At 65.8% G+C, this 26,508-nt stretch carries 25 protein-coding genes; 16 read left to right on the forward strand and 9 right to left on the reverse strand.

Translation table 11 applies throughout. The annotated features are described in order from the left end of the window. Nucleotides 1-27 precede the first annotated feature (27 nt). A complete protein-coding gene (locus ACFQO4_RS06545; protein WP_500260125.1) occupies nt 28-1,278 on the reverse strand; it encodes a hypothetical protein in 1,251 nt (416 codons plus the stop codon). Between the two features lie 228 nt (nt 1,279-1,506). Here ACFQO4_RS06545 and ACFQO4_RS06550 point away from each other — a divergent pair, with 228 nt between their 5' ends. Genes ACFQO4_RS06550 through ACFQO4_RS06565 form a run of 4 tightly spaced genes read left to right on the forward strand, consistent with a single transcriptional unit; the run spans nt 1,507 to nt 4,298 of the window. Then, nucleotides 1,507-2,145 carry an Era-like GTP-binding protein gene (locus tag ACFQO4_RS06550; protein ID WP_253432329.1) on the forward strand — a complete coding sequence of 213 codons (639 nt, stop codon included), beginning with the start codon at nt 1,507-1,509 and terminating at the stop codon, nt 2,143-2,145. A gap of 2 nt (nt 2,146-2,147) precedes the next feature. Continuing rightward, entirely contained in the window at nt 2,148-2,546 is a 399-nt protein-coding gene (locus ACFQO4_RS06555; protein ID WP_312911337.1) for a DUF2073 domain-containing protein, read from the forward strand. 9 nt (nt 2,547-2,555) lie between these two features. Next, complete coding sequence (locus ACFQO4_RS06560) at nt 2,556-3,437, forward strand: OapC/ArvC family zinc-ribbon domain-containing protein (RefSeq protein ID WP_500260126.1); 882 nt, start codon at nt 2,556-2,558, stop codon at nt 3,435-3,437. Nucleotides 3,438-3,482: 45 nt separating this feature from the next. Beyond that, nucleotides 3,483-4,298: a CPBP family intramembrane glutamic endopeptidase gene (locus ACFQO4_RS06565; protein WP_500260127.1), complete on the forward strand. Its 816-nt coding sequence runs from the start codon at nt 3,483-3,485 to the stop codon at nt 4,296-4,298. Nucleotides 4,299-4,351: 53 nt separating this feature from the next. Here the strand turns inward: ACFQO4_RS06565 and ACFQO4_RS06570 are convergent, their stop codons facing one another. From ACFQO4_RS06570 to ACFQO4_RS06580, 3 genes are all read right to left on the reverse strand, one after another. After that, nucleotides 4,352-4,978 carry a DUF7411 family protein gene (locus ACFQO4_RS06570; protein ID WP_500260128.1) on the reverse strand — a complete coding sequence of 209 codons (627 nt, stop codon included), beginning with the start codon at nt 4,976-4,978 and terminating at the stop codon, nt 4,352-4,354. Between the two features lies 1 nt (nt 4,979). Then, the gene (locus ACFQO4_RS06575; protein ID WP_500260129.1) at nt 4,980-5,351 is read right to left on the reverse strand and encodes a DNA-binding protein; all 372 of its coding nucleotides are present in this window, start codon (nt 5,349-5,351) and stop codon (nt 4,980-4,982) included. Between the two features lie 232 nt (nt 5,352-5,583). Continuing rightward, a complete protein-coding gene (locus tag ACFQO4_RS06580; RefSeq protein ID WP_500260130.1) occupies nt 5,584-6,039 on the reverse strand; it encodes a 30S ribosomal protein S19e in 456 nt (151 codons plus the stop codon). Nucleotides 6,040-6,190: 151 nt separating this feature from the next. Between ACFQO4_RS06580 and thiL the strand changes: the two genes are divergently transcribed. After that, nucleotides 6,191-7,168 (forward strand): thiamine-phosphate kinase, encoded by a 978-nt coding sequence (thiL, locus tag ACFQO4_RS06585; RefSeq protein ID WP_500260131.1) that lies wholly within the window; start codon nt 6,191-6,193, stop codon nt 7,166-7,168. Nucleotides 7,169-7,238: 70 nt separating this feature from the next. Here the strand turns inward: thiL and ACFQO4_RS06590 are convergent, their stop codons facing one another. The 3 genes from ACFQO4_RS06590 to ACFQO4_RS06600 all read right to left on the reverse strand — a co-directional run bounded on the left by ACFQO4_RS06590 (nt 7,239) and on the right by ACFQO4_RS06600 (nt 10,066). Then, the gene (locus ACFQO4_RS06590; RefSeq protein WP_500260132.1) at nt 7,239-8,363 is read right to left on the reverse strand and encodes a site-2 protease family protein; all 1,125 of its coding nucleotides are present in this window, start codon (nt 8,361-8,363) and stop codon (nt 7,239-7,241) included. 393 nt (nt 8,364-8,756) lie between these two features. Then, nucleotides 8,757-8,996 (reverse strand): DUF7123 family protein, encoded by a 240-nt coding sequence (locus tag ACFQO4_RS06595; RefSeq protein ID WP_253432306.1) that lies wholly within the window; start codon nt 8,994-8,996, stop codon nt 8,757-8,759. 236 nt (nt 8,997-9,232) lie between these two features. Next, a complete protein-coding gene (locus ACFQO4_RS06600) occupies nt 9,233-10,066 on the reverse strand; it encodes a molybdopterin synthase (protein WP_500260133.1) in 834 nt (277 codons plus the stop codon). A 107-nt stretch (nt 10,067-10,173) separates the two neighbouring features. Between ACFQO4_RS06600 and pyrH the strand changes: the two genes are divergently transcribed. The 6 genes from pyrH to upp all read left to right on the forward strand — a co-directional run bounded on the left by pyrH (nt 10,174) and on the right by upp (nt 19,398). Then, a complete protein-coding gene (pyrH, locus tag ACFQO4_RS06605; protein WP_312911325.1) occupies nt 10,174-10,905 on the forward strand; it encodes a UMP kinase in 732 nt (243 codons plus the stop codon). Continuing rightward, nucleotides 10,895-12,676, forward strand: coding sequence for a lysine--tRNA ligase (lysS, locus tag ACFQO4_RS06610; protein WP_500260134.1), 1,782 nt, complete (start codon nt 10,895-10,897; stop codon nt 12,674-12,676). The genes pyrH and lysS overlap by 11 nt, the downstream gene beginning before the upstream one ends. A gap of 135 nt (nt 12,677-12,811) precedes the next feature. Further along, complete coding sequence (locus ACFQO4_RS06615) at nt 12,812-14,635, forward strand: site-2 protease family protein (protein WP_500260135.1); 1,824 nt, start codon at nt 12,812-12,814, stop codon at nt 14,633-14,635. 470 nt (nt 14,636-15,105) lie between these two features. Then, nucleotides 15,106-16,848 carry a nitrite/sulfite reductase gene (locus tag ACFQO4_RS06620; protein WP_500260136.1) on the forward strand — a complete coding sequence of 581 codons (1,743 nt, stop codon included), beginning with the start codon at nt 15,106-15,108 and terminating at the stop codon, nt 16,846-16,848. Then, a complete protein-coding gene (locus ACFQO4_RS06625; protein ID WP_500260137.1) occupies nt 16,841-18,511 on the forward strand; it encodes a Coenzyme F420 hydrogenase/dehydrogenase, beta subunit C-terminal domain in 1,671 nt (556 codons plus the stop codon). Before ACFQO4_RS06620 ends, ACFQO4_RS06625 begins: the two co-directional genes overlap by 8 nt. A gap of 209 nt (nt 18,512-18,720) precedes the next feature. Beyond that, a complete protein-coding gene (upp, locus tag ACFQO4_RS06630; RefSeq protein WP_500260138.1) occupies nt 18,721-19,398 on the forward strand; it encodes a uracil phosphoribosyltransferase in 678 nt (225 codons plus the stop codon). A gap of 109 nt (nt 19,399-19,507) precedes the next feature. On the opposite strand, the gene ACFQO4_RS06635 is transcribed toward upp, so the two are convergent. Further along, on the reverse strand, nt 19,508-20,107 hold the full coding sequence (locus ACFQO4_RS06635) for an alpha/beta hydrolase (protein ID WP_500260139.1): 600 nt from the start codon (nt 20,105-20,107) through the stop codon (nt 19,508-19,510). A 121-nt stretch (nt 20,108-20,228) separates the two neighbouring features. Here ACFQO4_RS06635 and ACFQO4_RS06640 point away from each other — a divergent pair, with 121 nt between their 5' ends. Then, nucleotides 20,229-22,094 (forward strand): S9 family peptidase, encoded by a 1,866-nt coding sequence (locus tag ACFQO4_RS06640; protein ID WP_500260140.1) that lies wholly within the window; start codon nt 20,229-20,231, stop codon nt 22,092-22,094. A gap of 51 nt (nt 22,095-22,145) precedes the next feature. Here the strand turns inward: ACFQO4_RS06640 and ACFQO4_RS06645 are convergent, their stop codons facing one another. After that, nucleotides 22,146-22,772, reverse strand: coding sequence for a methyltransferase domain-containing protein (locus ACFQO4_RS06645; protein ID WP_500260141.1), 627 nt, complete (start codon nt 22,770-22,772; stop codon nt 22,146-22,148). Between the two features lie 219 nt (nt 22,773-22,991). Between ACFQO4_RS06645 and ahaH the strand changes: the two genes are divergently transcribed. The 4 genes from ahaH to ACFQO4_RS06665 are packed head-to-tail and all read left to right on the forward strand — an operon-like array spanning nt 22,992 to nt 26,441. Then, nucleotides 22,992-23,324, forward strand: a complete 333-nt coding sequence (gene ahaH, locus ACFQO4_RS06650) for an ATP synthase archaeal subunit H (protein ID WP_500260142.1) — start codon at nt 22,992-22,994, stop codon at nt 23,322-23,324. Beyond that, complete coding sequence (locus tag ACFQO4_RS06655) at nt 23,311-25,590, forward strand: V-type ATP synthase subunit I (RefSeq protein ID WP_500260143.1); 2,280 nt, start codon at nt 23,311-23,313, stop codon at nt 25,588-25,590. The genes ahaH and ACFQO4_RS06655 overlap by 14 nt, the downstream gene beginning before the upstream one ends. A gap of 9 nt (nt 25,591-25,599) precedes the next feature. Then, on the forward strand, nt 25,600-25,836 hold the full coding sequence (locus ACFQO4_RS06660; RefSeq protein ID WP_500260144.1) for an ATP synthase subunit C-like protein: 237 nt from the start codon (nt 25,600-25,602) through the stop codon (nt 25,834-25,836). Between the two features lie 23 nt (nt 25,837-25,859). Beyond that, a complete protein-coding gene (locus ACFQO4_RS06665; protein WP_500260145.1) occupies nt 25,860-26,441 on the forward strand; it encodes a V-type ATP synthase subunit E in 582 nt (193 codons plus the stop codon). Nucleotides 26,442-26,508 lie beyond the last annotated feature (67 nt).

Consider the following 26,508-nt stretch of genomic DNA (forward strand, 5'->3'; position numbering starts at 1 on the left):
ACAAATTGGGAGTTCGAACCGACTACACTACAGCGGTTCCCGAAGCGCCCACACGTCCTCGAGCGGCTCCAGTCGGTGCGGTTCGGCGCCGCGCTCGGTCAGGATACCGGTGTGATACAGCATCGCCTTCAACTGGAACACCGTCGGCGTGTGGTAGACGGCGCCGTCCTCGAGCGCATCGGGCCGCAGTTCGCCGTCGACGGTGAGCACCCGGCTTCGAACCGCTCGGTCTCCCCTGACGAACAACTCGACGGTGAAACTGGGGTGTAACGCGTGCAACCGTCGGACGAGGTCGACCAGCGACGGCTCGAGATTGCCGTCGTCGTGTAACGCCTGGAGTTCCGTCACGAGCAGTTTCGTCGCCGGGTAGGCGTAGACGATCCGGCGTGCCAGCTGGCCCCAGGCGGGAGCGAGGTCGATGAACCGCGTTCGCGAGCGGTACCAGTTCGTGAACTCCTCGAGGGCGGCCTCGACCGTGCCGTGACGGGCGAGGGCGAAGCGGACGACCTCCCGGCCGAGGGGTGTGAGTCCGGGCTCCCCGAGAGAATCGACACTCGCCTCGATCAGTCCCAGGAACGCCGCACCCCGTCTCGCCTCGTCGACAGCGCCGACTACGTCGTACGTCTCGAGCAGCGTCGCGGTGTCGCCGTCGGCGTAGCTGGCCAGCGGATAGCCGAGGTAGTTCTTCGGGTGGTTGAGCCCGAACGAGCGGTCGGTCACGCCCTGGGCGCTCGCCTGAAACCGGATCGCGTTCGCCTCAGTAGTCGTCCGGTTGCCGACGACGCGGGGCACCTCGAGCGGTTCGACGGCTCCCGACGGGGTGACGCCGAGAATGCCCACGTTCAACTCGCGGGCGAGGGTTCGATCGGTCTGGGAGACGACGGCCGCTGGCACGGCGAGGTAGGCCGCGTTGGCCTCGTGGAGCCGGTCGTAGGCCTGGACGATGCCCCGCTCGGTGTCGACGCCGCCTGTCGCGTAACCTTTGGCCTCGACGGCGATCAGCGGTGGTTCGTCGCCGAAGCGTTCGACCGCTAACAGCTCCGGCTCGAGACGCCTCACACCGACGAGATCGGGGTACCCGCCGCCGACTCGGACGCGATTGAACGGAGCGAGTGTCTCAAGAAGGTCCGTCTCGAGGCGCTGACCGGATCGCCACTCCGGCGTCGAAAATTGCGTGTCGACGACGGCGTAGGTGTCGGCTTCCCCCGACGGAAACAGCGCGCGCTTGGCGTGAGCGAGCACCTTCGGTTCCGCGAGCGAGCCGGCCGCGCTGCTCATAGCGGAATCATGCGAGTCCTGGAGCAAGAACCTTCGCCTCCTGCGGCCCGCTCGCGGCTCGAGCCGACCCGAACTCGAGTCGTCTATCGCGGGAATCGCGGGAAGGGACGCGATCACGCGATCGAAACCGTCGTTCGTGTGTGACAATCCCACTGTCTGACGTAGACTTAAGTGAATTCGGTTCTGTAGTACGTTCAGACACACTCGCAAGTGTGGAGGATCTCCAGGATGGGATTGTTTACAGGACTCAAAGATAGCATCTCTCGCGCGACGGATCGGCTCTTCTCTGAGCAGGAGCCAAAACGGATCGGCATCTACGGCCCCCCAAACGCCGGGAAGACGACCCTCGCGAATCGTATTGCCCGTGATTGGACCGGTGACGCCATCGGCACCGAAAGCCACATTCCCCACGAAACCCGTCGCGCTCGCCGGAAAGAAGACGTCGAGATCGAGCGAAACGGCAAGTCGGTGACCATCGACATCGTCGACACTCCCGGCGTGACGACGAAAGTCGACTACGAGGAGTTCACCGACGAGATGGAGAAAGACGACGCGATCAGGCGCTCTCGAGAGGCCACGGAAGGGGTCGCCGAGGCCATGCACTGGCTTCGTGAGGACGTCGACGGCGTCATCTACGTACTCGACAGCGCCGAAGACCCGATCACGCAGGTCAACACGATGCTGATCGGTATCATCGAATCGCGCGACCTGCCCGTACTCATCTTCGCGAACAAGATCGACCTCCCCGAATCGAGCGTCAAGCGGATTGAGGACGCCTTCCCCCAGCACAAGACGGTTCCGCTGTCGGCGAAAGAAGGGGAGAACATGGACGAAGTGTACGAGAACATCGCGGAGTACTTTGGATAACCATGCCTGAAGCAACCAAAGCCGACGACAACCGCCACGACGGCGTCCAGATCGACCTCATCAGCGGGGAACGCATGGAGGGTCTGGCGAGCATGGAGAAGATCCGAATGATCCTCGACGGCGTCCACGACGGCAACATCGTCATCCTCGAGGAGGGACTCACCCCGGACGAGGAGAGTCGCCTGATCGAGGTGACGATGGCCGAGATCAGCCCCGACGAGTTCAACGGTATCGAGATCGAAACCTATCCGAAGTCCGGCACCCGCGACTCCTCGCTGCTCGGTCGGATCATGGGCAACGACGAGTCGCCGAAGAAACTCACCGTCATCGGGCCGGCGAACCAGATCGAGACCCTGCACAAGGACGAGACGCTCATCAGCGCGCTCGTCTCCCGGAGCTAACGACGACGAATGCCACACCAGTGTACCACCTGCGGCCGGACGTTCCCCGACGGATCCAAAGAGATGCTCTCGGGGTGTCCGAACTGTGGCGGCAACAAGTTCCAGTTTGCGCCGGCGTCGTCCGGCACCGCGACCTCGAGTGGGACCGACACCGACACCAAGTCAGCCACCGGCAGTCGATCCGACGGTATCACGCGAGAGTCCGAATCGGCGTCCTCGAGTGAGAGTGACGGTGACGGGCGTGGGATTACGCAGTCGGGGTCGAGGTCGGGATCGAGGTCCGAGCCCAGATCTGGGTCCGGATCCACCTCGACATCGACGTCCACCTCGACGTCGGAATCGACGTCGACGAACCGCACCTGGCCTCGAACCGCGAGCGAACCCGCCTCGACCGAGCAGGACGACGCGCCAGCGGAGTTCACCGAGTGGCCCGAGTCGGCACGACGGCCCGACGATCGCGGTCGAGCGGAGACACACACCGATCGGTCCGCGCCTCGAGCAGACGACTCGACCGTCGAAGCAGGTGACACCCACACCGAACCCGAAGGAAGCGAGGGGGACGAGGACGCCGCCCAGGCGAGCGCCCGGAGCGACGTCGTCTCGAGCGACGAACTCCCCACTTCGAGTGCGACCGGCCCAACCGACGAGAGGGCAGGGCCCGACGTCGATAACGGCCGCGTCGTCAGCGAACCGACCGACGACGACCGCCCCTCGCTCGAGGACCTCCGCGAGGAACTCAACGAGCAGTTCGAGAGCATCAAGATCCTCAAGCCCGGCCAGTACGAACTCAACCTGATGGAACTCTACGACCGCGAGGAGTACATCGTCTCCCTGCAGGAAGACGGCCGGTACGTGATCGACGTGCCGGACTCCTGGCGCGACGGCGAGTGAATCCGGGAAGGCAACGCCAAAGAGGTGGGACGCTAACACGTTACTATGGACACCGTGAATCGGACCAGCGGATACACCCGATCCGTACTCGTCGCCGTTGGGCTGATAATTGCCGGATTTATAGCACAAACGTTCGCTTCTCTACCGGCGGTACTCGTCGACCCACAGGTAGCCGAAGCGCCGCTCGAGACCTCCTACGAGGTCAGGGCGCTTTACCTGATCCCACAATTCATCGGATTCGTCGTCGTTGGTGGCGCGTATCTGCAGTGGACTGGCCGCGGGCTGGGGTTCGTCGACCTCTCGATTCCGAACCTTCGCCAATCGATCATCGGCATCGTCGGCGTGGTCGGGAGCATCGCGTTCGTGATGGTCGCGGGCGTCGTTATCCAGGTTATTGGGATCGAAGCGACGTCGAATCAGATTCTCCAGTTCGTCGGCGAAGATCCGACGATGGTACTCATCATGATCGTCATCGTCTTCCTGTTCAACGCTCCCGCCGAGGAGTTCCTCTTCCGGGGAATTATACAGAAGCGGCTCTACGAAGCGTTCACGAAACCACAGGCGATCGTCGTGACGAGTGCCATCTTCGGCCTGGTCCACGTTCCCATCTACCTCGTCAGTGGACAGCCACTCGTGGGGACGTTCGCCTCGGTACTGATCGTCGCTGGTGCGGCAGTCATCTTCGGCTACTTGTATGCGATCACCGACAATCTCTTCGTGCCGATCGCCGCCCACGCCGGATACAACGCGTTCCAGTTCGGGCTCCTCTACCTCGCGCTCAAGTACGGTAACGAGGAACTGATCGAGGAGGCCACCTCGATCGTCGTGACCGCCATCGAGACGGGCTCGGTCCTCCTGTAATAGCCGAAGCTCCTCTCCCGTCGATACGAAACGCCGCTCGAGTGACGCGGGTGTCAGCGATTCCGTTCCTGTACGCCCGTGACGTGCGTCTGTTCGTGAGCCGGGAAGATCGACCCGAGCGCTGCCTCGCCGTCGCGCTCGGCGATGAGCGCTCGCAACTCGGCCTCGTAATCCGCCCGCGTGATCTCCTCGCTTGGCCCGACCGTCACGTCCAGCGTCGACTCGACCAGCCGATCGACCGCCTGGCGGCCGAACCCCGACAGCGGCGCGATGTAGTCGACGTCGTGGCGATCCTCGAGGCTCTGGGCCTGGGCACGCGAGACCGTCGGAACCCGGTCGTCGCGTCGCGTTCCGTCGGCGACGGCGTCGAAGTCCATCTCCGCCAGGCGTTCGAGGGCGTGTTGGTGGACCCGCTGGATCCCGTTTCGCGGGAAGCCGTCGGTGCGAATCGTCTCGACGGCCTCGGTCGCGACGTCGGAATCGAGTTCGAGTTTCTCGAACGTAAAGCCGAGCGAACGGGCGGTGTCTCGTGCGTAGGTCCAGTCGTCGGTGACGCCGAAGGTGGCCGTCGTCAGTGTCACGTCGTAGAAGTCCTCGAGCAAGAGTGCGGCGAGCGTCGAGTCCTTGCCGCCGCTGTAGAGGAGCCCGAGACGGAGTGAGGCGGGCGTCGACTCGTCCATTCTAGCGGCGCTTGATGTCGAAGCTCTTCTTCTCTGGCTGGAGTTCCTTGAGCAACTGCTCCATCTTCTGGTCGTCGATCTTGCCCTGGATGCGCCCGCTCTGGGCGAGGGCGACGACCTGGCGTTCGACCTGCTCGCCGAACTGCTGTTTACTCATCTTGACGGTGTTCAGGCGCTTTCGCGCGTCGTCGGTGAGGTACTGGCGCAGGAGGGCCTGGCGCTGGGCGTCGGCCTGCTGCTGGGCGGCCTCCTGGGCCTCGGCGTTGGCCCGTCCCTGCCCCTGTCCACCCTGGGACTCGGCGCGGTCCTGTAGCTGCTCCAGTTTCTTCCGGCGCAGTTCCTCGAGGTCGTCGTCAGATTGTTCGCCGTTCATAGACGCGTGTTGTCGGGCAACGGAGAAAATGATTACGGACGCGTACGGACACGTGCAACTGGAGGTCGAACGGCGGACTGTCGACTCGCTCTCGAGCAATTGCGCCGTCGCTCACCGTTCGGTTGCGAATCGAAGCCCGTCGAAAACCGATCTGACGGATCGTTGCGATGGGTTCTCACCAATCGCTCAAACGAAGCAGAGACTGCCGATACCGAACGACAACGGGATCGTCTCAGGCGTAGCGCTCGAGTTCCGGACGGTCGAGCTCCGAGAGGACCTCCCCGGCGGTTTCGTCGAGGCGGCTGCGTCCCTCGGCGGTGATACGGCGACCCTCGCCCTCGGCGGTCTCGACGAGGTCGAGGTCCTCGAGTTGCTGGAGGATCGTTCGAATTACGTTTCGCGATCCGTCGGCGCGCTTGTCGGGGGCGACCTGGTAGCGGTTCGAGCCGCGTTTGGCGCCGCCGTACTCGGTCGCCAGGCGCTCGACGCCGATGGGGCCGTTGTCAGCGACCTTGCGAAGGAGACTCGCCGCGCGGACCGCCCAGAAGTTCTCCTGCTCCGGGGGAAGGTCTCGATTGACGCCGTTTTTCGCGAACGCTGCCCACTCCGGTTGCTCGAGGTCGTCTTCGAGGTCGTCGGCGAGCGCCTCGATGAGCGCTTCCGCCGGGACGTCGTACATCGTAGCCATTGGGTTCTGGTTCCCGCTTGCGCCATTTAAGCGCATCGTTGTCCCTTCGGCGGCTGACCGGCCAGCCTCGCCGGTTCCGGGTGTGAGAGCCCCGCACGGGTCGGGGCCGTGGATCCGGATGGTTTTTCGCCCCGCCGTCGAAAGGACCGGTATGGACGAACGGGCCGCGCTGGCGTTGCTCGAGAACCGGTTCGACCCGGTAGGTGACGACGCCGCCGTCGTGGACGATCTCATCATTACGACGGACATGCTCCACGAGACGACCGATTTTCCGCCGGGGACGACCCGGTACACGGCGGGCTGGCGCGCCGTCGGCGCCTCGCTCTCGGACGTCGCGGCCATGGGCGCCGAGGCGACGGCGGCCGTCGCCGCCTACGCGGCCCCCGAGTTCGACGCCGCCGATCTCGCGGCGTTCGTCGACGGTGCGAGCGCGGTCTGTGAACTCGTGGACGCGAAGTACGTCGGCGGGGACCTGGATACCCACCGGGAGTTTACGGTGGCGACGACGGCTGTCGGGCGAGCAGACGAGCCAGTGTTTCGCGATGGGGCCTCCCCCGATGACGTCGTCTGCGTGACGGGGACGCTCGGACGGACCGCCGCCGCGTTGCAGTTGTTCGCGGAGGCTGGCGATGGCGACGTCGTCACTGGCAATACTGGAGACGGCGCTGGCGGCAATGGAGACGGCGGTGATAACGGAGACGGCGATACAGAGAGAAACAACGCCCTCGAGCGAGCCAACGACCTCTTCCAGTTCGAGCCGCGCATCCGTGCAGGGCGCGCCCTCGCCCCCTACGCGGGCGCGATGATGGACTCGAGCGACGGTCTCGCCCGATCGCTCCACCAGCTGGCCGAGGCCAGCGACTGCGGGTTCGCCCTCGAGCGCGAGTCGATCCCCGTCGCGCCCGAACTCGAGGCCGTCGTCGACGATCACGAAATCGCCCTCGAGCGAGCGATCACGACCGGCGAGGACTTCGAACTCGTCTGCACCGTGCCCGAGGCAGCCGTCGAACGCGTCCGGGACGACCTCGAGTGTTCGCTCACGGTCGTCGGACGGGTCGTAGACGCCGACGCGGGGATCACGCTCGACGGCGAAGCGCTGGCCGATCGGGGCTACACGCACGGCGAGTGACCGCACGCACAGCAATGAACGCACCGCGAGTGACCGTCTCCGACACCCTCGAGCCCCCAGTCTCGAGCCGTCAGTTGATCACGGCAATGGGTGCGGGCATGAAACACAGCAATCCCAGCCCGAACGTGACGACACCGAGTGCGAACCGTTTGCGGTCGAGTCGGTCGTCGTCGATCGGAACCGCTGGACCCACCGCCGCGAGCAACCCGGTGAACAGCCCCCAGAACACCCAGATGAACACCGAGTTTCCGCTGTAATCGCCTACGTAGTAGAGGTAGCCCGCGAGCGCGAACAGGACCCCGGGCACCAGCGCCGCGATGGTCTCCTGGAGGTCGCCGGCCATCGCCCGGAGGATGTGGCCGCCATCGAGCTGGCCCACCGGAATCAGGTTCAGGAACGTGATGAACATCCCGACCCAACCGCCGATGACGACCGGGTTGACGTTTCGCGTCTGATCGTCGGCGTACAGCGGCTGATCGACGGCACCCGCGATCAACTCGAGCATCGGCGGGAACCCCAGTCGAATCTGGGTCGCGTTCGGGTCGGTCGCCCCCTCGGGGACGGGCACCGGCGGGAGGTGGAGGCCGACGACGGTGACGACGACCGTCGCGACGAGCCCGGCGATCGGACCCGCGACGCCGATATCGAACAGCGCCTTGCGGTCGGGCATCTGCCCTTTCATCTTGATCACGGCGCCCATCGTCCCGATGAGCGTCGGCACCGGCAGGAAATACGGCAGGGAGGCGTCGACCCGGTGGTAGCGACTCAGCACGTAGTGACCCATCTCGTGGACGCCGAGGACGCCGAGGATAGCGACGGTGAACGGCCAGGCGCGCCACATCTCGGCCGGGTTGGCGATCGGGTCGATGCCGTACCACATCGTCCCGGCGAACAGTGTCGAGACCACCGTGGCGAGCAGGAGAAAGACGTTCGTCCAGGGGACGCCGTCCGGGCCGAGCGAGAGCGGTTCTGCGACAAGTACGTACTCGCCGCGACGAACCGTGAGTTGCACGTCGTAGCCGGCGTCTCGAAAGTCCCGCCAGAGTTCGCGCATCATCCGTTCGGGAGCCATCTGTGGCGTTCCGTAGTAGCGAATCTCCTCGTCGTCGACGGCGATCTCGTAGACCGAAAACGCCGGTTCGATCGACTCGAGGGGCGGGCCGTCGACGGGATCGGTCGGGTCCGCCGGATCCATTGCTGGTTCGTTGACCGCCTGTGCGTATAAATCGACTGTCGGCGGCGAGCGCTGGTGGGAACCGGGTGAGTGGGAGGCGACTATTAGGGTCGTTTCTGACCCAGTCGTCACTTCAGGCGTGGAGGCGATTGAACACCAGTCGCCACTCGAGAGCTGGCGACAATGGAAGGGGAACGCCCGGCACCGACGGGTACGACAGGGTCGGCGCCGGAACGTGTGTGCGTGTTGGGTGTCCGCTGTGCGTTCGATCACGCCCCCGTTCGGTTGGCGAGGGCGGCGGTTCTTGGGGGGTGGACGACGTAAGATCGCCCGGGTCCGGCAATGATCGCCGTGTGCGCCTTGGAGGAACGCACACGCGTCGGGGCCGTTCAGGGCGTCAATGGCACGACGCGATCAGGCGGGGGCGACGCGCCAGGTCGTCGCGCTCGTGTACGACCACTTCTCGATCTCGAGATCGGTCGCCGAGTCGGAGAGCTTGACCATTAGCGCGCCGATTTCCTTGGGAGAGAGGCCGACGTCGTCGGCGATGAACTTCCCTTTGAAGTACATCTCGCCGTCTGCGGCACGGTCGCGCAGGTACTGCTTCAGGCGGAGTTCTTTGCGGTCGGTGGAGGGTTGGGCTGTCGTGCTCATCGACAACTACCCCTACAGACCGGATACTGTTATAAAGGTCAGTTACTTAGAACCGTTTCAAATCGCTTCAGGCAAACGAGGGGTAATCTTCGTTTTACCCGTGTTTTACGAACCGTTAAAGGCGCCACCAGACCCGCTTAGACGTTTTAAAACAGCTGCTAACGTATTATTGGCCGAATCTCATCGATGGTCGCGAACGGTCGTGGAAATAGTGTTTCAATGTCACTTTGATCGTCTCACGAGCGTTCGTGAACCCAGAATTCGTCCTCGACCGTCACTTCCTTCTTGAATAGCGGCACCTCGTCTTTGAGTCGATTGATCCCGTCTTCGACCGTCCGAAACGCCTCCTTGCGGTGGCCTGCGAGGACGACGACGTACACGATGTCCTCGCCGTCGCGAACGACGCCCGTCCGGTGGTGCAACTCGACGCCGAAGACGCCCTCGCGCGCCTCGAGTTCCGCCTTGATCGTCGCCATGCGCTGCTCGGCGACTCCCTCGTAGGTCTCGAACTCGAGGTACTCCGTCCGCTCGTCGTCCGGCGTGTCTTTCGCGCGGACGCGCCCGGTGAACGTCGCAATCGCCCCCGCCCGATCCGCTGCCGGACGATCCCTGAGGCGGTCCACGAGGGACTCGAGCGTCTCGTAGGGCTTGTGAGCCTCGAGTTCTGCGACGAGGGACTCGAGATCGAGGTCGCCGGGCTCGTCGACGGTCGCGAGAACCGGCGAACGAGCGATCGCGGCGTCGCTGCCGACCACGACCGACGGGTGGCCGGGGATCTCGAGGCCGATGACGACCGCGAACGCGCAGTCGGTCGCGAGGGTGTCGAGGGCGTCGGTCACCGAGAGGCCAGTTCCCGTGGCCGTCCAGTCGCCGTCGGCGCCGAGGGTGTAGGTGACGTCGCCGCCGGGGGTGAGTCCCGAACCGTGGGCGTCCGCCAGTCCGTCCGCGATCGTCGCGTCGTAGCGGACGACGCCGACTCGGCCTGCCTGCGAGAGCCTGTCCACGGCCAGGTCGGCCGTTCGCTCGAGGACGTCGGCGGGCTCGTCGCCGATGATGCCGAGGACGTGCATACACGATACTCGGCGTGGAGCGTTTTGTAGCTGTCGTCCGCGCGCGGAGCGGCCGCCGAACGGGGTTGACAACCCTTAAGATGGCAACCCGGTTAGACCGCGGTAGTATGAAAGTGGTCGTCTCAATCGGCGGGAGCGTGCTCGTGCCCGAGCCCGGCGCGGATCGGGTGCAGGCACACGCCGCCGTCGTCGAAGACCTCGTCGCGGACGGGTGTCGAGTCGGGGCCGTCGTCGGGGGCGGCGGCGTCGCTCGTGAGTACATTAGCGCCGCCCGGGACCTGGGTGCCAACGAGATCGAACTCGACCAGCTGGGTATCGACGTCACCCGGCTCAACGCGCGCCTGCTCATCGCCGCGCTCGGCGAAGATGCCGTGACGGCGCCGGCTCGAGACTACGAGACCGCCGGCGACGCCCTCCGTCGCGGGGAGGTCTGCGTGATGGGTGGCGTCGCTCCGGCCCAGACGACCGACGCCGTAGGGGCAGCGCTGGCGGAGTACGTCGACGCCGACCTGCTCGTCTACGCCACGAGCGTCCCCGGCGTCTACTCCGACGACCCGAACGAGAACGATGGGGCGACGAAGTACGGTGAACTGTCGGCCACGGAACTGGTCGACGTCATCGCCGGCCTCGAGATGAACGCCGGCTCCTCGGCACCTGTCGACCTGCTCGCCGCCAAAATCATCCAGCGCTCGGGCATGCGAACCATCGTCCTCGACGGGACGGACCCCGATCGGATCGCCCGAGCCGTTCGCTACGGCGACCACGACGGCACGGACGTTATCCCGGAAAGAGCGGGCGAGGAACCGACCTACTGGGCGGGCGAGACCGATGAGCACTGAGAAGACGGCCTCGAGCGACGACGACGACTCCGGCGGGGCCAATGGCTCCCCAGCGAGTGAGACAGAGAGTCCGTACACGCTCCAGCGCGAGCGCGAGGAAGGCGGCGACGAGTATCACGCGTTCTGGGCCGACGAGGTGGCGGATCGCATCGAGGCTCGAGAGCCCGAGGAGCCGATCGTCGTCAAGGGCGGCATCTCCCCCTCTGGCGTCCCCCACCTCGGCAACATGAACGAGATCATGCGCGGGTACTACGTCGCCGAGGTCCTCCGCGAGCGCGGCCACGAGGTCCGCCAGGTGTTCACCAGCGACGACCGCGATCCCCTTCGCAAGCTCCCGCGCACGCTCTGTGACCTCGAGGGGAACCTCGTCGACCTCGGGGACGTCGACGCGGGTGCGCTCGGTCGGAACCTGGGCGCGCCCTACACCGACATCCCGGATCCATTCGGCTGCTGTGACTCCTACGGCGACCACTTCTCGACCATCATCCAGGACAGCGCGGACGCCCTCGAGGTTCCCATCGACCTCGTCTCGACGACCGACCTCTACCTCGAGGGCGCGTTCGACGACGTCGTCGCGTACGTCCTCGAGAACCGCGACCGCGCGGCCGAAGTGCTCTCACAGTACCAGGACAAGGTCGACAGCGACGGTGACTACGTCCCGTTCAATCCGATCTGTGAGGAGTGCGGCAAGGTGACCGAAACCGTCACCGGCGTCGACCTCGAGGCCGGCACCGTCGCCTACGAGTGCACCGACATGGAGGCCGGCGACCGGACGATTTCGGGCTGTGGCCACGAGGGAACCGCCGAATTTAGCGAGGGCAAGATGCCCTGGCGCTTCGAGTGGCCCGGCCAGTGGCAGGTCCTGGGCGTCGACTTCGAGCCCTTCGGAAAGGATCACGCCGAGGGCTCCTGGCCCAGCGGGGAGGATATCTCTCGAAACTTCTTCGAGATCGAACCGCCCGTCCCGATGGTCTACGAGTGGTTCACCCTCGACGGCGAGCCCTTCTCGTCCTCGCAGGGGTACGTGATTCTGGTTTCAGACGTCCTCGAGGTGCTCGAACCCGAAGTGCTCCGCTACTTCTTCGCGAAGGATCCGGCGAAAGCCCGGGACTTCAGCGTCGAGCGCCTCGACCTCCTGGTCGACGAGTTCGATCGCTTCGAGGCGATCTACTTCGGCGAAGTGGAGGCCAGCGAGGACGAGCGGGCGTTCGCCGAGCGAGTCTATCCGCTGGTGGTCGGCGGCGTTACCAGCGACGGTGACGAAGGCGACGCGACCGGCGTCGACGAACTCGAGGCTCGAGAAGATCGAATTCGCCTCCCCTACACCTTCGCCGCCGTCCTCGGCATGACCGAGGATCCCGACCTGCGCGAGGAAATCGCCCGCCGCGAGGGTCACATCCCCGACGACGCCCCCGAGTGGGCCGTCGAGGACGCCCTCGACCGCGTCGAGCGCGCCCGGAACTGGGCCCGGCGCACCGAAAACGAGTTCGACTACGAACTCAAGCGCGAGGAAATCCCGGACCACGACTTCGACACAACGACGGAGGCGGCGCTCGAGGAACTTGCCGACTTCATCGAGGAAGGCCACACCCCCGACGAGATCCAGGGCGAGATCTACGAGACCGCGAAGCGTCACGACGTCGGCGTCGGCGACTTCTTCGCGGCCGGCTACCGCCTCTTCTTCGACGAGGAGCAGGGGCCGAAGCTCGGCCCGTTCCTCGCAAAAGTGGATCGGGCGTTCGTCGTTGACCGGCTTCGACGGGAGCGATAGCCTTCGGTCTACGTTTCGGAGCGGGCCCCTGCTGGTACTCCGTCTCTCCGCGACTACTCGTCCCCTCGAGGAGAACACCCTCCGGCACGGTTCCAGACAAAACGCCTTTGGCTACGCCGCTCCCACAACGTACCAATGCAGACTTCCACGGTCGTCGCGTTCCTCCCCATCTCGGACACTCTCACGTGGATTCTCGCCGGGATCGCCGCCTACTGGCTGGCCGTCGTCGCCCTCCGCCAGCGCGGTCTCCTCCCCAACTACGTCAAGACCCAGGGGCCGATCCTGACTATCCACACGAAACGCGGGCGGGCCTTCCTCGACTGGCTCGCCGGACCGAAACGGTTCTGGCGCGCCTGGGCGAATTTCGGCGTCGGCATCGCCATCGTCGTCATGGGCGCGATGTTCGTCTTCTTGCTCACCGCCGCGTTCGCCGCCGCGAACTCGCCACAACCCTCGAGCGTCCAGCAACCCTCGAACGTCCTCGTGATTCCGGGCGTCAACGAGTTCCTGCCGCTGTCGGCTACCCCGGGCATCGTCGTCGGCCTCCTGGTCGGCCTCGTCGTCCACGAGGGTGGCCACGGCCTGCTCTGTCGCGTCGAGGACATCGACATCGACTCGATGGGCGTCGCCATGCTCGCCGTTCTGCCGATCGGCGCGTTCGTCGAACCCGACCAGGAGAGCAGCCGAGCGGCCTCCCGGGGGGCGCAAACGCGAATGTTCGCCGCGGGCGTCACGTTCAACTTCGCGGTGACGATCCTCGCGTTCGCCCTGCTCTTCGGCCCGGTCGTCGGATCGATCGGCGCCGCCCCGGGCGCCGCCGTCGGCGGCGTCGCCCCCGGTTCGCCCGCCGAAGCCGCGGGCATCCAGCCCAACGACCGCATCACCGCCGTCGAGGGGCAACCGGTCGAGTCTAACGACGACCTCTCGGAGACGCTCGAGGCCGCGGGTAGCGGCACCGTTACCGTCGAACTCAACGGCGATCGGACCGAGGAGATGGACCAGTCCCTGCCGGTGACCGCCGCGCTCGAGGACTCGCCGATCGACATCGAGCCCGGCGACCTCATCCTGGCTGTCGACGGCGAGCCAGTCGTCACCGAGGCGGGCTTCCTCGAGGCCGTCGGCGACAGCGAAACGGTCGACCTGACGATCCAGCGCGACGGCGAGGAGCGAACGCTCGAGGCCGTCCCCATCGGGAGCGTCGTCCAGGTCGCCGACGACGGCCCGCTCACCGAGGCAGGAGCACCCGCCGGTGAGCGATTCGTCATCACCGAGTTCGACGGCGAGCGCACGCAGTCGTACGCCGACCTCGAGTCCCTGCTCGGCGACACCGATCCCGGCGACGAGGTGACCGTCGCGGGCTACCTCGGCGGCGAGCGCGTCAGCTACGACGTCACCCTCGGCGAACGCAGTCAGCTCACCAAGGGCGGAACCGTCGGCTTCTTCAGCGTCGGCGGCATCTCCGGCGTCCAGGTGAGCGACGCCGGCCTGGAGCTGTACCCGGTCGAGGAGTACCTGGCGGTCCTCGGCGGCGACGCTCAGGGCAGTTACGGCCACATCACCGACAGCTTCCTCGGGAAGGTCGCGTTCGTGCTCTTCTTGCCGATCGTCTCCGTCGTCGGCCTCCTGCCGTACAACTTCGCCGGCTTCGCCGGCGGTATCGAGAACTTCTATCAGGCCCAGGGGTTGCTCGCCGGCCTGGGCGACTGGACCGTGTTCGCCCTCGCTAACGCGCTGTTCTGGACCGGCTGGATCAACGTCCAGCTCGGCTTCTTCAACTGCATTCCGGCGTTCCCGCTCGACGGCGGGCACATCCTCCGGACGAGCACGGAGTCCGTCCTCTCGCGGCTCCCGCTCGAGGCGACCCGGGGGATGGTCCGGGTCGTGACGACGCTCGTCGGCGTCACGATGCTCGTGAGCTTCCTGTTCATGCTCTTCGGGCCGCAGCTGTTGGCAGGGTGACCGGCCGAGAAGGTCTTGGCTCGAGGAAGTAATCGAATCGAGTGCTCGCCGGCGTTGCAAATCAACCTGAAGACGGCCGGGCCCGGCTGTCGCCGCCGCTGCCCGAAACCGGCAATTTCCTCCGCATCGTAGCGAGCGACGAGCACCCGATCTCCAACCGCCTGGACCGATAGCGTACTGGTTCGGAGTGCTCACGGCGAGCGGCAGGAACGTCGGTCGGGCATGCCGGGGCCGACCCCGGCGAGGCCGGCGGACGCCCGGATAGGATCGACCTTCGCTACTGATCTCGCTGATGGGCGCGTCACGGGTACCGGCAAGAATGTGAACGTTTCGCGCAGCGCAAGCAGCGTTGACCGTGATACCAAGAGGCATTGATAAGGACTCTGTAAGATATTCGCACGCAAGTCGCGTCGGTGATTCACCATGCACGGTACAGACGGTCCCCCGGACCAGAACCGGAGGACGACACGATGAACGCGGTCGAGGAGTGGAAACGAGAGAAGCACCCGCTGGACGTCATCGATGACGTCAGGCGATACGCCGAGGAGGGGTTGTCCTTCGACGAGATTGAAGAACGCGGCGGCGGCGGCGAGTGGGAACGGCTCAAGTGGGCCGGTATGTACAGCCACGGCGTCCAGGACGGCTACTTCATGATGCGGACGAAGGTTCCGGGCGGGTACCTTACACCCGATCAGGCCGAGGTGATCGGCGAGGTCGTCGAGGAGTACGCCAGGGCACCCGAGGCGTACGGCGGCGAGAACCAGAACGAATGCTGGGGCGACGCCTACCTCGACATCACCACGCGTCAGGACGTCCAGAAACACTGGGTGGAGATCGAGGACGTCCCCGACGTCTGGGAGCGCTACGACGAGGTCGGCCTGACGACGATCCAGGGGTGCGGTGACGGCGCGCGGAACGTGCTCGGCTGTCCCGCGGCGGGGCTCGACGATCACGAGTGCTTCGACGCCCAGCCGGTCGTCGACGCCGTCTCCGAGTACTTCACCGGCAACCGCGAGTACGCGAACCTCCCCCGGAAGTTCAAGATGACGATCACGGGGTGCAAACACGACTGCGGCCAGTCCCAGATCAACGACCTCGGGCTGGTTCCCGCACGCAAGGAACTCGACGGACAGGAGTACTACGGCTTCCACGTCCGCGTTGGCGGCGGCCTCTCGGACGGCCCGCGGATGGCCTCGAACCTCGACGTGTTCGTCTTGCCTGAAGATGCCGTCGAGTTCTGCCGGGCGGTCGCCCAGACGTTCAAGGAGCTCGGCGACCGCAACAACCGCGGCGTCTGCCGGATGCGCTACCTCGTCGAGCAGCTCGGCCCCGAGACGTTCGAGGAGGCGATTCGCGACCGCTGCACCGTCGACTTGCCCACCAGGGGCATCGACCTCACCGAGGGGTACGCCGGCGACCACGTCGGCGTCCACGACCAGAAACAGGAGGGCCTGACGTACGTCGGCTTCAACGTGATCGCCGGGCGGATGGGCGGCGACGAGTTCGCCGAGGCGGCCCGCGCGGCCAGGACGTACGGCGCCGAGGACGCCTCGATCCGGCTGGCGACCGACCAGAACTTCCTCATCACCCACGTTCCGGTGGAGAACGTCGAGGACCTGCTCGCGGAGCCGTTCGCCCAGGACTACCAGCCTGATCCAGGGCCGTTCTCGCGCGGCGCCGTCGGCTGCACCGGTTCGGAGTTCTGCAACTACGGCATCATCGAGACGAAAAAGCGCGTCAGGCGCTGGGCCCGCGAACTCGACGACCGCATCGACACGCCAGACGACCTCGAGGTCGTCCGGATGCACATGTCGGGCTGTTCCGCATCGTGCGCCCAGCCCCAGATCGCGGACATCGGCTTCCGTGGTGAGACCGTCCAGGTCGATACTGGCGGTGAGAGCGCGGAGCCTCGCTCCGCGGACGATTCGAGCGGGCAAAACCCGCGAGACGCTGACGACATCGTCGAGGGCATGGACTTCGGCCTCGGCGGCTCGCTCGGGTCCGACAACGAGTTCCTCGACTGGGTCGAGAATGCGGTCCCCGCCGAGGCGGTCATCCCCGCCCTCGAGCGGCTGTTCGAGGCCTACGCCGAGGGCCGGGCCGACGGCGAGCGGTTCTACGAGTGGTGTCGCCGGGTCGACAACGGGCGACTGCGCTCGATCATGAAGCAGGCAGACGCACCCGTCACCGAGGGGGTGGCTGTCGATGACTGAGGAACACGACGAGCGGACGACCGAGGAACGGGACAGCGACGTCGACGATACCCCCGCGTTCCCGGCAGTCCCCGAGACGGACGCCGACGATGACGAGGAGTCGGTCCCAATTGCCTCCGGCGCGCGGATCCACCGCCCCGACAGCGAACACGGCACGATTCCCGCCGACGGCGTCGGTCCCGGCGGCGAGGAATCCGAGTCGGCCACGGCGGCTACGGCGGAAACCGCCAACGAGGGCTCGTCGGAGATCCATTCCGACGGCGTTCCCGTGAGTGAAACGAACGAGGGCAGGTCAGGGCTTCGCCCTGACGGTGGCGCTCGACCGGCAAACGTCGACGCCGACGGAACCCTCGGCGACGTGGAGTTCACCGAACCCGCCGAAGGGGTCAGCCAGGACGTCGACAGCGGTGCGCCCGACGAGCGCGTCGGCGTTCCCGAGGGCGTCGACCTCGAGACGCCGGGCTACGAGATCCGCTCGGAGATGAACGACATCGAGACGCCCGACGAGAAGACCTGGTTCATGGAACTGGACGAGGCCGTCATCGACGACGGCCGCTGTATCCAGTGTGGAACCTGCGTTTCGGCCTGTCCGTCGGACTCCATCGGCGTCGGTGACGACGACCTGCCGAAACTGGTCAAGATGTGCACCGGCTGTTCGCTCTGCTGGGACTTCTGTCCCCGCGGCGGCCTGCGCTACGAGCGCCAGTGGAAGATCACCGGCGGCGACGACAACGTCTCGGGCGCAGGCGACCCGATCACGGAGTTCTCCGCGAAGGTCGACGACGACTGGACCGGCGGGGCCCAGGACGGCGGCGTCGTCACCGGCATCCTCGCCACTCTGCTCGAGGCCGGCGAGATCGACGGCGCGCTCATCGCTACCGAGAGCGAGGAGGAGCCCTGGAAGGCCGAGAGCTACCTCGCCACCAGCCGCGAGGACCTGATCGAGAACGCGGGCACCATCTACAACCAGACGCTCGCGCTCGGCAACCTCGATCTCGGTCAGTGGGAGCACAAGCTTCCCGACGAGCCCTGGGAGGACATCTCGCTGGCGCTCGTGGGCACTCCCTGCGAGATCGAGGGCATCCGCGCCCTGCAGGACTTCGGCTGGGAATACGGCGCCCAGGAGGAGGGCATCCGCGCGGTGGACTACACCATCGCGCTGATGTGCACCAAGAACTTCAACTACTACAGCCTCATGGGCGAGCACCTCGAGGAACAGCGGGGCATCTCGCCCGACGAGATCGGCAAGATGGACGTCCTCCACGGGAAGTTGATGGTCTACGGCCACGACGGCCGGATGGTGCTGGAGGAGGACATCGAGAACTTCCACGACGCCGCGCTCAAGGGCTGCGACGAGTGCGCCGACTTCACCGGCTATGCCGCCGACATCACCGTCGGCTCCGTCGGCTCCGCCGACGAGTTCTCGAGCGTCATCGTCCGCACCGAGCAGGGGCTGCAGGCGTGGGAACTCACCGAACCCGTTCTCGAGTACCACGACCTCGAGGACCGGTCGGCCATCGGCGGCCTTCAGAGCTGGGACAAGAAGAAGGCCTTCGAGAGCCTCGAGCGGCCGTTCGACCCCGACGCGCCGCGGTTCATCGACTACGCCGACCACGCGGAACACTACGGCACGAAGCTGAACCCGCACGACGCTGGGCACTGAACGGACCAACCGATGCCGGACGACCGGCGAGCCGTCGGGCGCCACCTGCACCTGTACCTGCGGCTGAAGCGCCCCCTTCGGACCGACTCGAGGCACCGTCCGCGAGCCGTTCGAGGTTCGAGGCTCGAGTGGTGACGAGAGCGGCGCTCGGAGGGAAGGTCGTCTCGAGCAATCGGTACAATAAATGTCACCGCCTGCGGAATGCCGGTATGCCGATCGAAGACCGCGGTGACGCCTACCTCGTCACCCACGCGCTGGCGAAGGACACGCTCTCGCGCCTGCGGGACGTCGAAACCGAACAGGTGAGCTTCCGCAAGGGACTCGTGAAACTCGGACGGATCTGTGGCTACGAGATCATCGACGGGCGCATGGAGACCGAGTACGTCGAGATCGAGACACCCCTCGAGCCCACGATGGGCGAGCGGGTCAAGGGGCTCGACGACGTGGTCATCATCAACGTCCTCCGGGCCGCGACGCCGTTCGTCGAGGGATTGCTCAAGGCCTTCCCGCGCGCCCGCCAGGGCGTCATCAGCGCCAGTCGCGACGAGGAGGCCGGGCGCGACGAGAACGGCACCTTCCCGATCACCATCGACTACGTCAAGCTCCCCGAGATCACCGAGGACGACACCGTGATCGTCGCGGATCCGATGCTCGCGACCGGCAGCACGATGAACGCCGTCCTCGAGCACGTGGTCGCGAACTCGACCGATCCGGAGCACCTGATCGTCCTCTCGGCGGTTTCGGCGCCCGAGGGCCTGCTTCGCGTGAGCGAGGCCGTCCCCGAGGCCGACCTCCTGACGGTGGCCATCGACGACCACCTCGACGAGAACGGCTTCATCGTCCCCGGCCTGGGTGACGCCGGCGACCGGGCGTTCCGGACGACCTGAGCGGTCGACGGGCCGTCTTTCTGTGGGCGTGTTTCCACGACAGGGTGTCGCTCGAGCGAGAGTCAGTGACCGAACCGGCGACTCAGAGAGAGAACGAAAGAGCGACGCCTCACTCGAGCGTCTCGGCGAAAAAATCGCCAATCTCCGTCGCGACCGACTCGTGCTGGCCGACGAAGAAGTGATCCGCCGAGAACTCGAGCACGCGGTCGCCCCGCTCCGTCGCCGCCTCGACGACCGGTTCCCAGTCGACGGTCGTATCCCGGACGCCGTAGCCGATCTGGACCGGAATATCGAGCGACGCGAGCGCCGGCACCACCTCGAGATCCTGGCCGAGGCTCGAGGGCGGCGCCAGTGCCGAGACCGCGTCGACGGCGGGGTCGTCGGCGCTCGCGAGCAGGGCCAGGCCGGAGCCGAAACTGAAGCCGAAGACGCCGACGCGGTCGTATCGTGGGCTCGCCCAGCGGATCGCGTTCCGGACGTCTTCTCGCTCGCCGTGGCCCTCGTTCCACTCCCCGTAGTCGATCCGCAGGCAGGCAATTCCCCGCTCGACGAGGGCGTCGCTGACGGCGACCAGGCGCCGATCACTTCGATTTCCCCCGTGCTGGGGGTGAGGCGGACAGGCGACGACGATGGCAGTCGGCTCCGACGACGGTTCCTCGAGCGTGGCCCGGACGTCTCGCGCTCCGGGGACGACGATCGGCTGTGACACGGCCGGCGGTTCGGGCTCGAGAGGCTTGAAGCCACCATATCGCCCGCTGGCGATGGTGCGGAAGGCGGAGAGACGTGACGCATTTCCAAGTATTGAAGAGCCCCCCGAGTCACGGTGACGTATGGCACAATCTACCGACGCCGACGTTCTCGAGGAGCTGGCGAGTCTGCCGACGATGGCCCACCCGACGATGAGCCCGGACGGCGACGAAGTGGCGCTCTACTACGACGTGACGGGGCGAAACGAACTCCACGTCCTCGACGTCGAGAGCGGCGACCTCGAGCAGTGGTCCGACGGCGAGGTACCCCGAAACGCCCGCTGGTACGTCACCTGGGGTGACGGCGACCGGGTGTTCTTCCACCTCGACGACGACGGCAACGAGCAGAACGACGTCTACGCGCTCACCCGCGACGGCGAGGTCGAGACCGTCCTCGAGATGGACGGCCAGGTCACGGTCCAGGACGTGAGCGACGACGGCGAGACGCTGGTCGTTGGCTCCACACGAGACGGCCAGATGAACCTCTATCGCCACGACCGCTCGAGCGGTGAGACGACCAAGATCACCGACTACGAGCGAGCGGCCGGTGGAGCGAAACTCTCGCCGGACGGCCAGCGGGTGGCGTTCTCGACGAACGAATCGGACGACCACAACAACAAGGACGTCTACGTGATGGACGTCGACGGCTCGAACCCCCGAAATATCGAACTGGGCGAGGACGGCGCGGAGTCGATGCCCAACGACTGGAGCCCCGAGGGCGAGCGCTTGCTCGTCAGCGACAACTCCGCTGACCTGGGGCGGATCGGCGTCTACGACCTCGAGTCGGAGTCGGTCGAGTGGTACGGCGAGGACGAGTACGAGGAACACGGGACCGCCTTCCTCCCCGACGGCGAGCGCGTGCTCGCGATGCGGAGCCGCGACGCCGTCGCCGTCCCCGTCGTCTACGACCTCGAGACCGGCGAGGGCCGCGAGTTCGACGTCCCCGAGGGCGTCGCCTCCCTGGGCGGCTACGGTCCCGGCAGCGTCGTCATCGACGACGATCGGGTGCTCGTCCAGCACACGACGCCCACCCGGCGCCCCGAACTGCTGGTCTACGACCTGTCCGATGACAGCTACGAGACGCTGCTCGAGGCCGAATACGGGCCGTTCGATCCCGAGGACTTCGCGGACGCAGAGTACCTCCGCGTGGACTCCGACGGGATTCCGGAGACGCCCCAGCGCGCCGTCGAGCACGAGCCCTACGACGAACTCGAGATCGGCGCGCTCTTCTACGATTCGGGCGAGCGACCGTCGCCGCTGATCGTCAACCCCCACGGTGGCCCCCGCGCTCGAGACACGAAGTCGTTCGACCTCTACACCCAGGTACTGGTCTCCCAGGGCTTCTCGGTGCTCCAGATCAACTACCGTGGGTCCACGGGACGGGGCCGGACGTTCGTCCGCGAACTCTACGACGACTGGGCGGGCGCCGAACAGGGTGACGTCGCTACCGCGGCCGAGCACGTCCTCGAGACCTACGACTTCCTCGATTCGGACCGCGTCGTCGTCTTCGGCGGCTCCTACGGCGGCTACTCCGCCTACTGGCAGATGGTCCAGTATCCGGACCTGTACACCGCGGGCGTCGCCTGGATCGGCCTCACCGACCTCACGGACATGTTCGAGAACACGATGCCCCACTTCCGGACGGAGTTGATGGAGACCTACCTCGGGACGCCCGAGGAGAACCCCGACCTCTACCGGGAGCGCAGCCCCGTCACCCACGTCGAGAACGTCGACGCGCCAATTTTCCTCGTTCACGGCGTCAACGACCGCCGCGTCCCCGTTTCGCAGGCCAGGATCTTCCGGGACGCCCTGCTCGAGGCCGGCTACGAGGAGGGCGAGGACTTCGAATACGAGGAACTCGGCGAAGAGGGCCACGCGTCGTCGGATCAGGCACAGAAGCTGCGGATGTTCGAACTGCTGGCTGACTTCCTCGAGCGGCGGGTGGAGTGAAGCCGGCTCGATATGGGCCAGCCAAAGAATCGGCGTCAAACCCCCTCTGGGTTACTCTTCAGGCGCTCGAGCGATCGTCGTGATCGCCACCTCGGGTTCGTAGCTGGGTCCCTGGAACAGGTGCTTGACTTCCTCGAAGCCCGCCTCCTTGAACATGCGGTCGGCCTCGTACTCGTCGTAGAAGAGCATCATCGCGTCGGCCAGCACCTGGGCGATCCGGTTGTCCGGGTAGTTTGGCCCGACGACGAGCACCTGGCCCCCCGGTTTCAGCACGCGGTTGAACTCCCGCAAGGCGAGGACGGGTTCGGGCCAGTACTCGATCGATCCCGACGACCAGATGATATCGAACGTGTCGGTCTTAAACGGGAGTCGCTCCGCGTCGCCCCGGTGGAAGTGGACCGGGCCGCCCGTCTTGCCGAACTTGGCGTAGGCCTTCTCGAGCTGGTGTTCGCTCTGGTCGAGCGCGTAGACGGTGTCGACGTGCTCGAGCAGACCCTCGGTCGCGAAGCCGGTGCCACAGCCCACGTCGAGCACCATTTCAGCGTCCTCGAAGTCGAGCAGCGAGAGCGCCTCGGTTCGCATCTCCTCGTTCCAGATGAAGGGGTTGATCCGGTCGTAAATCGTCGAGAGGTACTTGTAGAACAGCCGCGCCCGCGCCTTGTTCTCGAGGATTCCCATTTGGTGCCGATTGACCGGCTGTCGTGATAGGTCTGTCCATCCAGCGCGACTCGAGCGCCCCCGTCCGTCGATTCGGCGCCTGGTGACGCCGCAGTGGCGACTCGAGAGAGGCCCTCGTTCGGCGTTCCCTTCGGGGACCGGAGCGAAACGCGAGGCCGCACGCCAGCCACTTTCGCAACTACCTTATACGCGCTCAAGCAAACGTCGGGTGCTTAGAGTATGCCGAGGCCACAGGTTCTACAAGAGATCAAGTCGGCCGAAGAGGAGGCCGACGAAATCGTCGCATTGGCGGAGAACGACCGCGACGAGCGCATCGCCGAGGCCCGGAAACGCGCCGAGGAGATTCGCTCGGAAGCAGAAGCGGAGGCTCGAGACCTCAAGGAGCGCCGACTCGAGGACGCTCGTGAGGAAATCGACGCCGAGTGTGAACGCGTGCTCCGGGAGGGGACCGAAGACCGCGAGGCGCTCGAGAAACGCGCCATGACACGGGTCGACGAGGTGGCATCCCACGTCGTCGACCTGTTCCAGGAGGACGTCAATGCTCAGACCTGAACGGATGAGCAAGGTCTCGGTGACCGGCTCGAAGGGCGTCATGCCCACGGTCATCGAGGCAGTTTACGACCTGAACCTGGTGCACCTCTCGGACTACGACGGCTCCTGGGCGGGCTTCGACAACGGCAACCCCATCGTGGGCGCCGACGAAGCCTCCGAGAAGCTCGTCACGGTTCGAGCCCTCGAGAGTACGCTCGACCTCGAGGACGAGGACGTGGACGTCGCCACCGGCCGGCTCGGCGACGACTGGGAGCCCCGCCTCGAGTCCATCCGGACGCGGGTCAACGACCTCGACGACCGACGCACCGAGGTTCGCGACCAGCTGCGCCGCGTCAGGGAGCGACTCGACCGGATCGAACCCTTCGCGGACCTCGGGATCGACCTCGACTTGCTGTCGGGGTACGATTCCGTCGAGGTCGTCGTCGGCGACGGCTCGCTGACGGAGGTCGAGACGGTCCTCGACGCGTCCGACGACGTTCGCGCCTACGAGACGTTCACCGGCACCGGCGACGGAGTCGTCGCCATCGTCGCAGCACCCGCCGCCGGAGCCGACGAAGGGTTCGTCGACGACGCCCTCGTCGGCGTCGACTTCAGCCGCTACCAGGTGCCCGAGACGGAGAAGGACCCCGAGTCCTACGTCTCTGATCTCGAGCGCGAAGAACGCGACCTCGAGGGCAAACTCGAGGAGATCGACGCCGACCTCGAGACGATCAAGACCGAGGAGGGCGCGTTCCTGTTGCTCGCCGAGGAGAAACTCACGATCGAGGTCCAGCGCGCCGAGGCGCCGCTGCAGTTCGCGACGAGCGACCGAGCGTTCATCGCCGAGGGCTGGATCCCGACGACCGAGTACGACCGCCTCGTCGCCGCGCTGAACGACGCCGTCGGCGATAGCGTCGAGATCGAAGAACTCGAACGCGCCGACTACGACCGTCACGGCGCTCACACGCACACCGAAGACGTCCAGAAAGGGACGCCCGCCGCACAGGACGAGGACGGGCCGACCGCCAGTGAGGACGAAGAAGAGCGGGCCGAGCAGAAAGCCGTTACCGACGGCGGCTCGGCCGTCACGATGGACGACGAACCGCCGGTCATCCAGGACAACCCCTCGGCCGCGAAGCCGTTCGAGGCCCTGGTCAACGCGGTCAACAAACCCAAATACAGTGAACTCGACCCGACGATCTTCCTGTTCCTGACGTTCCCGGTCTTCTTCGGCTTCATGATCGGCGACGTCGGCTACGGGATCCTGTACGTCGCCATCGGCTACTACATGGCGACTAACTTCGAGAGCGACGGCATCTCGAGTCTGGGCGGCGTGGCCATCTGGGCCGGCGCGTTCACGATCATCTTCGGGTTCATCTACGGCGAAATTTTCGGCTTGCACGCTCTCGGCGACATCGTCTGGGGCGACCTGTTCGACGTCGAGCTGTTGCCGTTGAACAAGGGCCTCGAGCCCGGTGCCGCCGAGTTCGCCATCGGCTGGATGGTCGTGAGCGTGCTCGCCGGCATCGTGCACCTGAACATCGGCTACCTGATCGACTTCTACGAGAACCTCAGCCACGGCGTCAAGGACGCGCTCTTCCACAGCGGGTCGTGGATCCTGATGCTCAACGGGATCTGGATCTGGATCTTCTCGGCTCACGCCGCGGGCGAGAAGCCGGAGTTCCTCTACACGACGTTCGCCAGCGATGGACCCTTCCCGATCGGGTTCACCGGGTTCCCCGAGTGGGGCCTGTTCACGTTCCCGGAAGCGATACCGGGCATCGGCGGTTCCCTGCTGACGGTGCCGCTGCTCGTGTTCTTCGTCGGACTGGTCATGCTCGCGATCGGTGACACCGTCGAGGTCGTCGAAGCGCTCGACGTCGTCGTGAACGTCTTCTCGTACACCCGGATGGGCGCGGTGTTGCTCGCGAAGGCCGGCATGGCTTTCGTGGTCAACCTGCTGTTCTTCGGCGCCTACGAGGATCCCGATGGAGCGTTCCACTTCCTCGGCTCGGCCGGACACGACCCCAGCTACGTCGCCGAACACTACGGCAGTGGGGCCACAGTCATCTTCGACGGCCTCATGCACATGGGTGGCATCGCCGGACTCATCGGCGGCTTCGTCATTCTAGTCGTCGGACACATCGTCGTGTTAATCCTTGGCGTGACAAGCGCCGGCTTACAGGGCGTTCGACTGGAGTACGTCGAATTCTTTAACAAGTTTTATGAAGGCGGTGGAGCCAACTACGAACCGTTCGGACACGATCGAACCTACAGCCAGGAGTAATCAAAAATGATGGAATCCCTCGAAGCCTCGAACGTTGCACTGCAGACCCTGAACGACCCCGGCGCGGCCGCCGCGATCGCGGTCGGTCTCGCGGCACTCGCCTCCGGATACGCCGAGCGAGGTATCGGTGCGGCTGCCGTCGGCGCGATGGCCGAGGACGACGACATGTTCGTGCCAGGCCTGATCATGACCGTCCTCCCAGAGACGCTCGTGATCCTGGCACTGGTCGTCGTCTTCATCGCCTAAGCACCCCCGTTCGCTTTTCCACAATGAGTTTGGATACAGTCGTAGAAGACATTCGAGAAGAGGCCCACGCGCGTGCGGAGGACATCCGCGCGGAAGGCGAGGCTCGCGCCGAGGAGATCGAGTCGGCGGCCGAGGACGACGCCGAGGAAACCCTCGAGCGTGCCGAGACCGAGGTCGAACGCGAGATCGAGCAGCTGCGCGAACAGCGACTCTCCAGTGCGAAACTGGAGGCGAAACAGGAGCGCCTGGAGGCCCGACGCAACGTCCTCGGCGAGGTTCGCGAGCAGGTCGAAACCGAACTGGCCGACCTCGAGGGCGAGACCCGCGAGGACCTGACGCGGACGCTCATCGACGCGGCCGGCGAGGAGTTCGACGAGGGCGACGACGTTCGCGTCTACGGTCGCGCCGAGGACCAAGCACAGATCGAGTCGATCCTCGCGGACTACGACGGCTACGCGTACGCCGGCGAGCGCGACTGCCTCGGCGGCGTCGTCGTCGAGAGCGACCAGTCCCGCGTCCGGGTGAACAACACCTTCGACTCGGTGCTCGAGGACGTCTGGGAAGAGAACCTCCGGGAGATCAGTAACCGACTCTTCGAGCAATGAGCACGGTCGTTCCCACTCGCACGGCTCGCATCCCACTCTCTGCTCACACTCACCTACGTCGGACTCG

Origin of the sequence: Saliphagus sp. GCM10025334 (assembly GCF_042663485.1) — an archaeon.
Lineage (GTDB): Archaea > Halobacteriota > Halobacteria > Halobacteriales > Natrialbaceae > Natronosalvus.